This window comes from Actinacidiphila sp. bgisy144 (genome assembly GCF_057708105.1).
Genome location: NZ_JBYIRM010000008.1, coordinates 265,335 through 278,420 on the forward strand (window position 1 = coordinate 265,335; position 13,086 = coordinate 278,420).

13 protein-coding genes are annotated in these 13,086 nt (G+C 70.7%); 7 read left to right on the top strand and 6 right to left on the bottom strand.

Translation table 11 applies throughout. The features are described 5' to 3' along the window. Positions 1-35: 35 nt before the first annotated feature. The 6 genes from AC3EVP_RS12815 (at position 36) to AC3EVP_RS12840 (ending at position 6,349) form a co-directional block, all read left to right on the top strand. Positions 36-650: a TetR/AcrR family transcriptional regulator gene (locus AC3EVP_RS12815; protein ID WP_435129382.1), complete on the top strand. Its 615-nt coding sequence runs from the start codon at positions 36-38 to the stop codon at positions 648-650. 31 nt (positions 651-681) lie between these two features. Continuing rightward, positions 682-1,815, top strand: a complete 1,134-nt coding sequence (locus AC3EVP_RS12820) for a glycosyltransferase (protein WP_435129384.1) — start codon at positions 682-684, stop codon at positions 1,813-1,815. 109 nt (positions 1,816-1,924) lie between these two features. Next, positions 1,925-2,464: a cupin domain-containing protein gene (locus AC3EVP_RS12825; protein WP_435129386.1), complete on the top strand. Its 540-nt coding sequence runs from the start codon at positions 1,925-1,927 to the stop codon at positions 2,462-2,464. 675 nt (positions 2,465-3,139) lie between these two features. Beyond that, on the top strand, positions 3,140-3,328 hold the full coding sequence (locus tag AC3EVP_RS12830; protein ID WP_435129388.1) for a hypothetical protein: 189 nt from the start codon (positions 3,140-3,142) through the stop codon (positions 3,326-3,328). A gap of 333 nt (positions 3,329-3,661) precedes the next feature. Next, the gene (locus AC3EVP_RS12835; protein ID WP_435129391.1) at positions 3,662-5,044 is read left to right on the top strand and encodes an FAD-binding oxidoreductase; all 1,383 of its coding nucleotides are present in this window, start codon (positions 3,662-3,664) and stop codon (positions 5,042-5,044) included. A 228-nt stretch (positions 5,045-5,272) separates the two neighbouring features. Continuing rightward, positions 5,273-6,349: a helix-turn-helix domain-containing protein gene (locus AC3EVP_RS12840; RefSeq protein WP_435129394.1), complete on the top strand. Its 1,077-nt coding sequence runs from the start codon at positions 5,273-5,275 to the stop codon at positions 6,347-6,349. 45 nt (positions 6,350-6,394) lie between these two features. Here the strand turns inward: AC3EVP_RS12840 and AC3EVP_RS12845 are convergent, their stop codons facing one another. From AC3EVP_RS12845 to AC3EVP_RS12870, 6 genes are all read right to left on the bottom strand, one after another. After that, positions 6,395-7,708: an NAD(P)/FAD-dependent oxidoreductase gene (locus tag AC3EVP_RS12845; RefSeq protein WP_435129397.1), complete on the bottom strand. Its 1,314-nt coding sequence runs from the start codon at positions 7,706-7,708 to the stop codon at positions 6,395-6,397. Positions 7,709-8,006: 298 nt separating this feature from the next. Continuing rightward, positions 8,007-9,155 (bottom strand): sensor histidine kinase, encoded by a 1,149-nt coding sequence (locus AC3EVP_RS12850; RefSeq protein WP_435129400.1) that lies wholly within the window; start codon positions 9,153-9,155, stop codon positions 8,007-8,009. Then, positions 9,152-9,268 carry a winged helix-turn-helix domain-containing protein gene (locus AC3EVP_RS12855; protein WP_435129403.1) on the bottom strand — a complete coding sequence of 39 codons (117 nt, stop codon included), beginning with the start codon at positions 9,266-9,268 and terminating at the stop codon, positions 9,152-9,154. The genes AC3EVP_RS12850 and AC3EVP_RS12855 overlap by 4 nt, the downstream gene beginning before the upstream one ends. Further along, the gene (locus tag AC3EVP_RS12860) at positions 9,265-9,852 is read right to left on the bottom strand and encodes a response regulator transcription factor (protein ID WP_435129406.1); all 588 of its coding nucleotides are present in this window, start codon (positions 9,850-9,852) and stop codon (positions 9,265-9,267) included. The genes AC3EVP_RS12855 and AC3EVP_RS12860 overlap by 4 nt, the downstream gene beginning before the upstream one ends. A 96-nt stretch (positions 9,853-9,948) precedes the next feature. After that, positions 9,949-10,419 carry a hypothetical protein gene (locus AC3EVP_RS12865; protein ID WP_435129409.1) on the bottom strand — a complete coding sequence of 157 codons (471 nt, stop codon included), beginning with the start codon at positions 10,417-10,419 and terminating at the stop codon, positions 9,949-9,951. Then, positions 10,419-11,720, bottom strand: coding sequence for an amidohydrolase family protein (locus AC3EVP_RS12870; RefSeq protein WP_435129412.1), 1,302 nt, complete (start codon positions 11,718-11,720; stop codon positions 10,419-10,421). Before AC3EVP_RS12870 ends, AC3EVP_RS12865 begins: the two co-directional genes overlap by 1 nt. Before the next feature lie 144 nt (positions 11,721-11,864). Here AC3EVP_RS12870 and AC3EVP_RS12875 point away from each other — a divergent pair, with 144 nt between their 5' ends. After that, a complete protein-coding gene (locus AC3EVP_RS12875; RefSeq protein ID WP_435129415.1) occupies positions 11,865-12,710 on the top strand; it encodes a helix-turn-helix transcriptional regulator in 846 nt (281 codons plus the stop codon). Positions 12,711-13,086 lie beyond the last annotated feature (376 nt).

Genomic DNA, 13,086 nt, shown 5'->3' on the forward strand with positions numbered 1-13,086 from the left:
ACAGTGGGCGCGTGCCACGTACATATCGTTCTGCCGTGCGAGAGCGGGCTGCCGCCGCGACCCGGACCGCCATTCTGGACGCCGCGGAAGCCCTCTTCGCCGAGCACGGCTACCCGCGCGTGACCATCGGGCGGATCGCACAAGAGGCCGGGGTGGCGCAGGGCACCGTCTACGCCTCCTTCGGGAACAAGCTCGCCCTGATTCGTGCGCTCACCGAACGCGCGGCGGAGGACAACAGAATCGGTACCGCTCTCGCGGTCGTCGCCGAGGCTTCGGACGCCCGCGAGATCGCGAGCCTGGTCGTACGCGGCACCGGGGATGTCGTCCGGCGCCACGGGCGGATGATGGCCGTGCTGGTCGAGAACGCCTCGGTGGACGCCGAGATCGGCGAGATCTCCGCCGGGACGGAGCGGCTGCTGCGCGAGCGCTTCCACATCGTCTCGGCCCGGCTCGCCACCGTGGGCGCGTTGCGCCCTGGCCTCACAACGACTCGAGCGGTCGACGTCCTGACGTACTACGTGGGGCCGGAGTCCTGGTTCCGGCTGCGCGGACTCGGGTGGAGCTGGCAGGCCTGCCAGGACTGGTTGCGGCGCGAATTGCTGTTCGCGCTGTGCGGCCTGACCGACGAGCCGTACGACGCTGGGGAGTGACTTAATTCAATGAAGTAGTACGCTACTCAATATGCGAATACTCTTCTCAAGCACGCCCGCGCACGGCCACCTGCTGCCCCAGCTCCCGCTCGCCCGCGCCTTCCGGGACCGGGGCGACCAGGTGGCGGTCATGACCGCAGGTCTCTTCGCGCCGGTGCTCGCCCCCGAGCGCATCGAGCTGCTCCCTGTCGGCCCTGGCGCGGACGTCCTCTTCGCGGAGTCGGCCCGTCGCACTGGCGTCGACGCGGCCGCGGACCCCACTCCGGAGGCCGTCGCGGAGTTCTTCGCCGGCACCCGGATCGACCTGACCGCGGACGACGCCATGGCTGCCTCCCGTGCCTTCGCGCCCGACCTGATCGTGGCCGAGGCGATGGACTTCGTCGGGCCGCTGGTGGCGGCCGCGCTGGAGGTCCCGCTGGCGACCCTGGCCTTCGGGCCGGCGATCCCCGCGGAGTTCACCGACGGGATCAGCCGGGTGGCCGCCGTCCGCTACGCCGACCGCGGACTTACCCCCGTGCCTGCTCGGTGGTACCTCGATCCGTGCCCAGACCTGCTCCAAACGCCCGGCTGGGACGCCCCGCAGACCCGGGTGCTGCTGCGGCCCGAGCCGCACCAGGGTCCGGATCCGATAGGAGCCCCGGCCCAGGCGCCTCGGCGCAGCGGGCAGACCCGCGTCTTGGTCACGTTCGGCACCCACTTCTCGGACCCGGCGGTCCTGATCCCGATCCTCACCGAGCTGCGTGCCACAGGAGCGGAGCTCGTGGTCACCCTCGGGCTCACCGCGCAGGCCGAGGACTTCGGAGCCGCGGGCGACGGCGTCACCTTCACCGACTTCGCCCCGCTGGCCGAGCTGCTGCACGACGTCGATCTGGTGGTCACCCACGGCGGCGCCGGTACCACCCTCGGTTCGCTGGCCCGTGGCCTGCCGCTCGTCGTGGTGCCCCAGGGCGCCGACCAGTTCCTCCAGGCAACGGTGGTCGGCGCCTCCGGCGCCGGCATCGCCGTACAGCCCGGGCCCGACGTACCGCAGGCCGTCGCCAAGGCCGTCGCAACGCTGCACGCGGATACCGCATACGCCGGTGCGGCCCGCGCAGTGGCCCAGCAGATCGCAGCCATGCCCTCACCCACCGAGGTCGCGACACGCCTGGCCAACATCCTGCACTGACACCGCCCTCACTCCTCGGTGGGTCCCGGCCAGACCCGCTCATTGTCTCGGGAGGCGTGGACGAAACGGGCCATCGTTGGCGATGCCCAAACCGATGAGGAACCAGTGAATGGAAACGCCCCACGCCGCGGCGACGGCTGACCGTCAGTCGCTGGATTGGCTCAACGGCGGGTTGAGGCAGGTTCTGCTGGACCGTACGCCGACGGGCGGACAGCTGGCGTTGTCTCGCCTGGCCGCGCCGGCCGGAACAACCTCATCGGTGCAGCCGCACGCGTGCGAGGACGAGATCGTGGTGATGCTGAGTGGCAGCGGCATTTACTGGGTCGGCGAGCATCGCTTCGAGCTGTCGGCCGGCGGGGTCGTGTTTGTGCCGCGCGGTGTCACCACGGCACATCGCATCACTGCCGACGCAGAGAAGCTCACCGTCACTACACCGGGTGGGTTGGAGGCATTCCTCCGTAGGGTCTGCCGCGACGTTTCCTCGCCTCGGCCCGTCGGCTGGCGCATTTCATTCGACGCAATGGTGCATGCCGCCGCAGCGACCGGCCAGACCATCTTCGTAGCGCCGTTACAGGCGGACGATGCGGCTCGGCGCGCCTGTTCGCCGTATGATCACCGGCGAGTCAGCAGGCTCGCGACTTCTCGCTGACTTCCCTGGACATCACACGCAGGACGGCGTCTGAACGCGGAGCCCTGAGCAGGATGCCGACGTGGGATCAGGTCGGACTCTCGCCGCGGGTCCCACGTCGCCTTGAAGCCGAGCTCGTCCCGTACGTGGCCATGTGCGCGGTCCTTCGGTCAGGATGGCCTCGGACGTCTCGCTGATGACGGCGAGCGCGCGCAGCGCCACCACGGCCAGCCAGGTAACCCGATGACGTTGCTGATGCGCTGCCAAATGCCGAGAGTCCCGTACGCCCCGAGGGCGACGACAAAGATGAGCGGTCCGACCACACCGCACCACAGCGACCCACGCCGAACTGACATGGCGCGAGCGTCGCTACCGGACGCGCGGTCGCCGCAGATCTTAAGAGACCGTAAGAGACTCCTCCCGGTCGTGCCTCGAATTTGGGTTGCGGTCATGACGATCAACTGGCCCGCTCCTGGAGTTCTCGGCCCCTCGTGTCCACGCTCCTCGCCGTAACCACAACGGGCCCAGGTCTGGGTGTTCTTACGTTATTGAAAGACATCCCGTTCCCGAGTCCGGCCGTGCCATGTTCGGGGACACCGACGGCATGTGCGTTGCCTTCCCGCATGCCGCCGGCCTCAGATCGGCCAGAGAGAAGCAGCCCGGCGCGTCGAGAACCAGCGACGAGATGGAGGACGCATGGCACGAATGGTGCAGTTTGCCTGGCGCGCGCTGGTGCGGACCGGACCGGTGCCTGGACGCCGGCTGCTGATCGGCGTCGCGGCCGCCCAGCAGATCGCGGAGATGGGTGGCACGCGCCTCGCGGCCAAGCGCTCGTGGGTCGGGTTGGTCGCGGCGTCCACGATGCGCTATCGCTTCGGCCCCTGAGGCCGTGGGACCGGATCGAGATCACCTCGCGCGTGATCGGGTGGGACGAGCGCCTCTTCTACACCGAGCACGTGATCACCCCCGGCAGGGAGCTGCGCACCCGCGGCGTGGTGGGCCGCCGGTTCGTCCGCACCCGCACCGGCGACCGCATCGTCCCGGACGGCATCGTGTCGTTGCCGGCCCAGGAGCGGGACCACGCGCCTCAGGAGCGGCCAGAGCTCTCCGCCGATGTCGCGGCCTGGACGGCGTCCTGGAACGGCGCGCCGACCGACGCCACCCCGATCGACCCTCCCCTACCGCGCGGACCGCGCGGTGAATCGACAGGAGTCCTTGATGTCCTCGAACCCCCTCGACGCCGCAGGCTTGCGGTCCGCGCTCGTCGGCAGCCTTGTCCTCCCCGGGGAGCCGGGCTGGGACGAGGCGCGCCAGGCCTTTCAACTGGCGGTCGACCAGCGGCCCGACGCCGTCGTGCTCGCCGCGTCCCCGAGCGACGTGGTCGCGACGGTGAACGCCGCGCGGGCGGCCGGTCTGCGGGTCGCGGCCCAGTCGACCGGCCACAACGCCGGGCCTCTCGGGGCTCTGGACGGCACGGTGCTCCTGCGGACGTCCGGTCTGACCGGAATCACCGAGAATCCCGGGGCCGGCACCGTCCGCGTCGAGGCGGGCGTGATCTGGGGCGACCTGACGGCCGCCGTCGCTCGTCACGGGTTGGTCGGTCTGGCGGGCACCTCACCGACCGTCGGTGTCGTCGGTTACACCCTGGGTGGCGGGTTGTCGTGGCTGGGGCGCCGGTACGGGCTCGCCGCCAATCACGTGGTCTCGGCCGACGTCGTGACGGCAGATGGCGTGGCGCGGCACATCGACGCCAAGAGCGACCCAGAGCTGTTCTGGGCGATCCGGGGCGGCGGCGGCAGCTTCGCCGTCGTGACCGCGCTGGAGATCGCCCTCGTGCGGACACCCGACCTGCACGGCGGCGTCCTGTTCTTCCCGCTGGAGCGGGCCTCCGAGGTGCTGCACGCCTGGCGGGACTGGACCGCCACCGTGCCGGACGCGGTCACCTCGATCGGGCGGATCCTGCGGTTTCCACCGGTGCCGGACATCCCGGAGGAGGTGCGGGGTCAGTCGTTCGTTGTGGTCGAGCTGGTCTCGCTCCTGGGACAGCAGGAGTCCGACGAGCTGCTCGCCCCGCTGCGCGCGCTCGGACCCGTGATGGACTCTGTGCGCCCATCGAGCCCGGTGGAGCTCGCCGCGATCCACATGGACCCGTTGGTGCCGGTGCGCGCAGCCGGCGACGGGTTCCTCCTGACGGACCTGCCCAGCGACGCCCTGGACGCCTTCCTGTCCGTTGCCGGGCCGGGCGAGGACTTTCCCCTGCTGGGGACCGAGATCCGGCACCTCGGAGGGGCCTTCGCGCCGGACCCGGCCAAGGGCGGCGCCGTGACGGGCTTCGACGCCGGGTACTTCGTCTTCTCAGCCGCGCTCACCACCGACGAGCTGAGCGTCAAGGCGGCGCACCTCGCCTTGGACCGGCTGTGTGAGGCTCTGCGGCCCTGGGGAGCGGCGACGTCGTACCTGAACCTCGCCGAACGTCCTGGCGGCGCCCCGTTCGCGGACGAGGCCACGCTCCACCGCCTCCGCCGGGTCAAGGCCCTGTACGACCCTGCGGACCTGGTCCGCGGGAACCACCCGGTTGAGCCGGCCCGCACGGCGGGCTGACGGATCACGTGACGCCTCGGCGCTGATCGGTGCCTTGTCTGGCCTGGTCGGTGCGCCGACCTGGTCGGCCGGGTCTGCGGTGGCGGGGTATCCGCCCCCGCCGACCCGGCCCAGGAGGGTGACCACTGCCCGCCCGCCGCCCAGCACGGCATCCGGCAGGGCGGTGCCGTGGCCGCGCACACGAGATGACCGGCGGAACGGACCGCGGTCAGCTGAAAGGGACGGCTCATGGACAACACCCGAATGGCACCGACGCCCGCGCCGGCGGCCCGGTCCGCCGACGAGCAGCGCGTCTGGACGGTGGATGTGACTGTGTCACCGCAGGAACCGGACATGGCCGAGAGCCTCGAACGGCGCTGGGACGCACAGGTCGGCGGCGTGATCCCGATCCCACCGTCGTCCCCGGTCGGTGCGAACGACTACCGGGTCCGCATCCGGCACTGCAAAATCGGCGACGCGGTCATCGAGGACCTCTACAGCGAATCGATCGTGGGCGGCACCGGCGGCCGGTTCGAGCACCTCAACGACCGGGTCGTCGTCCACATCGGCCGGCGCGGAACGTGGCGCATCACCCGGTCGCACAAGCGCGGCGACGTGATCGACATGGCGCGCAACCAGTTCGTGGCCAGACACAACGACCCCTCGTGGGATTTCGCGATCGGTCCACGGACCCGCTCGACCGTGCTCATCCTGCCCACGGCCGACCTCGGTTCGCTGTTCACCGACCGGGCGATCGTCGGCACCACGGAGTCCGCGGACCTCCGGCTGCTGAAGGCCCATCTGACCGCGGTCCAGCAGTCCTTGAACGACCTCAGCCCGGCGGCGGTGACGGCCGCCCGCAACGCGCTGATCGAGCTGACCAGGGCGTTGGTCTCAGGTGAGGGTCCGGACCGGTCCGAGCCACGCCTGGCTGTGGCGCTCGCCGACGCGGCCCGGTCCCTCGCCGACTCCTTGCTCACCGATGCCGACCTGAGCCCTGACATCCTCGCGAGCGAGCTGCACGTGTCCCTGCGCACGTTGCAACGCGCTTTCGCCACCACGGGTGAGTCCGCGTCCAGTTACATCAGGCGCCGCCGCCTGGCGCAGGCCCATCAGGACTTGACGGCGGGCGCCGGGAGCGGCTCGAGCATCTCCGAGCTCGCCGCCCGCTACCACTTCGCCGACGCCAGCCACTTCGTCCGCGCCTTCAAGCGTGAGTACGGCGAACCGCCGTCGCGACTCGCCCGCCGTGCCTCTGAGCCCGAGCCGCAGCGTGTGCTCGGACAGGCGCTGGGCGGGTCCGCGATCACCGGCCGCGTGGAGTAACCGGGCGGCCGGTGACCTCCGATCCGGCCGGGAACGACGGCCGGATCAACTGATCCGGGCTGCGGCCTTCTGCACGCGCTCGGCGAACGCGGGGTCTTCGAGGATCTCCGGCCCGGCCAGGAGATTGATCAGCCGGACGAGAACCTCACTGACCTCGACGTCCTGCGACGCCGCCCGATACATGCTGCTCATGAAAGCGTTGATCTGCTCGACCTCGGGAGTTCGCGGCCCCGCGACCTCGGGGTACCGCAGATCGGCTCCCACTGCCGTCGCCCACGCGACATCGACCGTCGGCGTGACCCGCGCATAGAAGTCCCGGGTGATTCCCGCGCCTTCGGACCAAGGTCTGCCCGCTCGGGCCGTCAGACAACTGTCGAGCAGTTCCGCTTCCAGCGTGGCCATCGCCATGCCCTGACCGTAGATGGGGTTGAAGCTGCACAACGCGTCGCCGAGCGCGAGGTAGCCGTCGGGCAGCGTGGCGAGCGTCTCGAAGTGGCGGCGCCGGCTGGCGGGAAAGCGGATCAGTGTCCCGTCGTCGAGCGGCTCGGCGCGCTCGATCACCTCGGCCACGTCCGGGGCGGCCAGGCTTGCGGCGAACGCCCGGAACCCGTCGAGGTCCACCGGCGATTCCTCGCCGAGGTACCCGAACAAGGTGGCGATCCAGGTGCCGTCCTCCTGCGCGTTCAGTACGGCGCCGCGGCGGTTCTCGGCGGTAGGGGTGATGATCACGGCCTGATCGTCACCGAGCTCTCCAGGGGCGCGCCGGAAGTGTCGCGTCGTGTAGGCGATCCGGATGGTGACCTCGTCCTCGTCGGGAACGCCGAGTCCGGCCGCTCGGAGCCAAGCGGTTCCGCGGCCGCCACGGCCGGTCGCGTCGACCACGAGATCGGCCGCCAGGAGCGTGCTCGCGGTCGGGTCGTCGGCGGGTGCGGTGTACGTCCCGCTGACCCGGCCGGTCACGCTGTCGAGCGCGAGCCCGGTCACCTCATGGCCGTCGCGGAAGGTGACGTTCTCTACGGCGCGCAGCCGTTCGCGGATCCGCCCTTCGATGAGCGGCCGCCCGGCGAGAACGGCGTGCAGATCCATCGGCGCCCGCTCGGCGCGGTGACCTTCGAGCACGTAGCGGATTCCGCCCAGCACGTCGGTGGACACGGCTCCGTCGGCCAGCAGTTCCGCCGTCAGGCCGGGCATCAGCTTCTCCATCGTCTGCCGTCCCAGCCCGGGCAGGATGTGCAGGTGCCGGCTCTGCGGCACACCGCGCCGGTGCGTCCGGTCGTTCGCCGGCAGCAGATCGCGCTCGACCAGCGTGACCCGGGAGAAGTGCCGGGCCAGGCTGTGCGCGGCCAGCAGGCCGGCCACACTGCCGCCGGCGACAACGGCGTGGCCGTACGGTCGATCATGCGTCATGGATCGAGTCTTTCGTTCGGTGCGGCACAGGGAGGGGGAAGTTCCGCCCTGGCCACGCCCGCGGACCACTGTGGGCGGCCGGCAGAACGACCTGGGTTGACGCTAGGAGCCGGACCGAGGCCGGGTCGTGGACCGCGGCGACGATCTCGATGGAACACCGGCGCCACCCGCGGGCTCACCACCAAGATTGTTTAAGCTTCAATCGTCGCGACCATCGCGGGCCGCACAACCGGAGCGGGCGGGCGGCGGGTCAGCCGGCTGGCGTCGCTTCCGTGGGCAGGGCGATGTTCAGCCGGAAGCCCTGGGGTGCATGCTCCGCGTGCACGTCGCCGCCGTGGGCCCGGACGATGCCGCGGACGATCGCCAGCCCGAGCCCGGCACCGGGCGATCCGGCCGGCTGGACCGCGGGGGTACGGGCCGCGGTGCCGCGCCAGCCGACCTCGAACATCCGGGTGAGGTCCTCGCTGTCGACGCCGCCGCCCTGGTCCAGCAGGGACAGCACCAGCTGGTCGTCGTGCTGGTCGGCGGAGATGAGGATCTCCGATCCGTGCGGGGCGTGGCGGATGCCGTTGGTGAGCAGGTTGACCACGACCCGGGTGAGCTCGTGCGGGTCGGCCCGGAGCATTCGCCCCTCGACGTCCTCCTGGAGGATTCGGATGTCCTTCGCGATCGCGAGCTGGTGGACGTCGGAGACGGCGTCGGAGACGATGTCGAGCAGCTCGATGTTCTCGGGCCGGAGCCGGAGCAGCCCGCTCTGGATCTGGGAGAGCTCGAACAGGTCGTCGACCAGCCGGTTCATGGTCGCGGTCTGTTGGCGGATGCGGCGGATGTAGTCGGCGGGTTCCTCCACGGCGCCGTCCTCGAGCGCCTCGGCCAGGGCGCTGACTCCGGTGAGCGGGGTGCGCAGGTCGTGTGAGATCCACGCGAAGAACTGCCGGCGCGAGGCGTCCAGCTGCTCGATCTCGGTGCGGGCCGCCACTAGGCGTTCGGACACGTCGGCGAGCAGAGCGGACAGCTCGGCGAACTCCTTGCCGCTGTGGCGCTGGGCGTCGACGACGTCGCCCTGGCCGACGCGGGAGACCGTCACCCGCAGGTCGGCGAACGCGCGACTCGCCGTACGAGCGGTGAGCAGGGTCGCCGCGAGACTCAGCGCTGCGGAGATCCCGATGACCCACAGCAGCACCGCGAGGTCGTGCAGGGGCAGATACATCAGTACGGCGATCGCGACGGTGGAGCAGACGATGGACGCGATGGCGGCGCCGACCACCACCGTGAACTGGAACGCGATGGACCGGGGCGGGCAGTATCGGAGGATCAGCAGCGCCGTCACGGTGATCACCGTGGTGCAGCAGACGGCGCTGCCGAGGACGAGCAGCAGGTCGATCGCGGGAAGCGTCACGCGATGCCCTCCACCGTGAACCGGTAGCCGCGACCCCACTCGGTGAGCAGGTAGCGGGGAAATCGAGGCTCCGGCTCGATCTTCTCTCGCAGCCGGCGCACGTGCACGGTCACGGTGGACGTCTCGCCGAAGCTCCACCCCCAGACCTCGCGCATGATGTCGTCGCGGGGCTGAGGGTCCGGTCCGGATTCTGCAACAGGTACAGGAACAGCTCGTACTCGCGGGCCGTGAGCGTCATCTCGGTGCTGTTCAGCCAGATCGTCCGCTGCGCGGGGTGCACCCGGAACGGGCCGACCGTGAAGGGCGCGGAGAACAAGTGCGGACGGCGGCTGCGCCGGACCATCGCTTCGATCCGCAGCTGCAGCTCGCGCAGCACGAAGGGCTTGGCGATGTAGTCGTCCGCACCGTGTTCGAGCCCGTCGATCCGTTCATCGGCCGTTCCGAGCGCGGTCAGCATGATGATCGACGTCTGGGGGGTCGCGGACCGCACGTGACGGCACAGCTCGTCTCCACTGACGCCGGGCAGCATCCGGTCCAGGACCAGCACGTCCGGCGTGGCGGTGCGCAGCGTTTCCTGTGCCGTGCGGCCGTCGGCGAACTCGGTGACCTGGTACCCGCGACCGCGGAGGTAGTCGGTGACGACGGCGCGGACGGTGGCGTCGTCTTCCACGATCATCACCTCGACGTTGTCCGCCATCCCGCCATCCCGCGCATCGTAGTTGCGGCCGATTCCGGCCGGAGAATTCTTACGCTCTTGAAAGGAACGGCCGCCGGGACCGCGATCAGTTGACCGTCACCGGTGTCCCTTTTCCTGCGGCTGGGCGATACTTTGTCCCGCCCCTTCGGACGTGGCCAGGGCGTCCGCCAGCGGGACGCGTTCCGGCAGCCACCGCAAGACCGCGTTCGCCGTCGTTGCCGGCCCGGTGTTGAACACCAGCACCGCCTGCGGCGCCAGTTCCCTCGTCACGTTGACCAGCACCTCGAATAGGTGGGTCAACGCGGGGTCCATCCGCACTCCGCCGCCGATCATGACGACGTCGTAGGACGTGGCTTCGAGGGCGGCTCGGAACACCGACTCCGCGGTCGCGCCGTAGTCGAGCAGGCAGACGTCGGTCCGGAAGCCGTGGCGCTGCAACGTCGCCTGGCTCGCGGCCACGCCGGCGCGGATAGTTTCGGCGTCGATGTCCGGGAACGCCGCGCGCGAGGACGCGCTCCTCGACACCAGCGCCGGGTCCAGACCGACCGACAACATGCTTCTGGACATCAACGACCTCCATGCGGAACGACATCGGAACCGAGGTGGGGGGCCAGGCCGGCCGTCAGTGACCGTCCGGCCCGCCAGACCTGCCGGATCGCCAGCGTGTCCCCGATCGAGTTGGTCGGGTCACCATCGACGAGCAGGAGGTCGGCCCGTAGACCCGGGGCGATGCGCCCACGGTCGTGCAGACCGAACCGCCGAGCCGGCGTCGCGGTCGCGGCCAGCAGTGCCTGGACCGGTGACAGACCGGCGTCCACCAGCAGCTGGAGCTCTCCGTGCAGGCTGGCCCCGGGTACCACCCCCGGGACCAGGCCCGGTCCCGGCTGGAAGTCCGTCCCGGCGAGCAAGTCGACGCCGGCGTCGGCGAGCGCACGGACGGTCGCCGTGACCTGCCGCCACGAAATGCCCGGTGCGGTGCCCAGGCTGCCGTCCAGCGATTCGCGCCATCGGGGGGACAGGCGGTCGGTGACGCGGCGGTCCTCGGCCAGACCGGTCGGTGTGCGACCGGCGAGCGACGCCACGAGCGAGAGGCACGGGGTGACGAAGGACCCGGCGGCCCGGACGGTCTCGACGAGCTCGGCCGAGTGCGGTCCGTCGACGAACAGGTGGACGATCCCGTCGCTGCCCGCGCGGGCGGCCAGCGCCGTACCGGCGCGGGTCATGGTGTGCGTCACCGCCATCCGGCGGTGGGCGTGGGCTGCCTCGACGCCGGCTTCGTAGACCCGCGGGGCCAACTCCGCGAGGCCTGGGCTGCCCAGCAGCGCCCCGTCCTCGAGGATGAACTTGACGAAGTCCCAGCCGGAGGCCACGAGCTCCTCGACCCGTGCTCGGGCCACCAACGGGTCGTCGACCTGGGGGAAGTCGTGGGCGCAGGGGGTGTGCGCATCCGGTCGGGTCGCCGGGAACATCTGCGTGGGGTGGCCCGCGGGGGCAGTGATCGGCGGGCCGGCGGCGCGGATGTCGGCCGACCGCTCGTCGGTGGCCCAGGAGTAGCGCTCGTCCGAGCTGGCGAAGGTGCCCATATCCAGGGTGGTGGTCACGCCGAAGGTGAGCGCGAGCCGCTGGGCTCGGGCGTCGGTGTGCACGTGCGCGTCGATCAGGCCCGGCAACAGGGTCGCCCCGCGCCCGTCGACGTGCTCGACACCGGCCGGAACGTCATCGGACACCGCAGCGATGACCCCGTCGGAGATCACGACGACCTGCGAGCGCGTCTGTTCACGGCCGTCAAAGACTCGCGCTCCGACGATCGCGAGATCGGCGGGGAGATCGCCGGTCGGAGGGTGGTGGTCGGGCTGTGTCTGACTCATGGCGGATCCCGGGATCGTCGGAGGTGCTGATCTCGGCCAGCTTCACCGCGACCCGGCCACCTCCGGCAGGGTGTGCTGCACCCTGCCGGAGGTGGCCGGTTGCCGACCATCTCCGGTCGATCTCCGGCGTAGTACCCTTCAGGCGTGTCGACACCTGGTGGTGGCGGTAGTTCGGGTGCAAGCGAAGCGCTCGGCAAGTTCCTGCGCAGCCGCCGCGCGAGCCTCGAACCGGATATGGCCGGCCTCCGTCCCGACCTGCGTCGCCGGCAGGTGCGGGGCCTGCGGCGGGAGGAGCTCGCGGAGCTGGCCGGGGTGAGTGCTGACTACTACACGCGGTTGGAACAGGGCCGCGAGCGGCATCCGTCGGAACAGGTGCTGGAGTCACTGGCTCGCGCCCTGCGGCTGTCCGCCGACGACGCCGGCCACCTCTTCCGGCTGGCCCGGCCGATCAGCACACTGGCCGAGGCACAACCGGCGTCGGCGGTCGGTCCGGACGTCCTCGGGATGATCAACGCGCAGCTGCGCGTGCCGGTCGCGGTGCTCGATCCCGCGATGGACATCGTGGCGCTGAACCCGGTCGGGGCGGCCTTCTACGGCGGGTTCACGCGGACCGACAACCTGCTGCGGATGATCTTCTGCGACCCGGCCGCCATGACGTTCTTCGACGACTGGGAGCTGACCGCCCGCTCCACCGTCGCGAGCGTTCGAGCGATGTCGACGCAGTTCCCCCGGCACCGACGGATCACCGAGGTGGTCACCGAGCTGACCGGGGCGAGTTCGGCCTTCGCGGCGCTGTGGACGGCACAGGAGATCAGGCTCTCGCCGTGCGTCGAGACCCACCTGCTGCGGCACCCCCGGGTGGGTGAGCTACACCTCTACTGCAGCACGCTGGCGATCGTCGCGGCGCCGGGCCAGTCCCTGCACGTGTTCTCGCCGGTTCCGGGGAGCGAGAGCGCCGCACGCATCGAGCACCTCGCCGAGCTGGGCTGAACCGCTGACGCCGTGGCCCCGACTGGACAGATCCGCGGGGGTCTGCGGTGGAGAGCCCCGTCGCCTGCCGACGCCCGACACTGGAGGCGACCAGTCCGAGTTCGCCGTCCAGGTACACGGACCACCCCCGCTCGCGCGGGGAGAACCCTTCACGACCTGCGATTTCCGAAAGGCTCTGCAATCCCTTGGGTCGCCCACGGTTCGCTGCCGGCCGCGAGCCTCGGCGCTGTCGCTCCTGCTGATGCTGCCCGGAGGACTCTCGATCCCAGGGACTTTCCCGGAAGGCTCCGACAGGGCTGGTAGGAGGGAACCCGCAGGTCAGGGCCTACGCCGTCAGCACTCGATGACGTTGACGGCCAGGCCGCCGCGGGCGGTC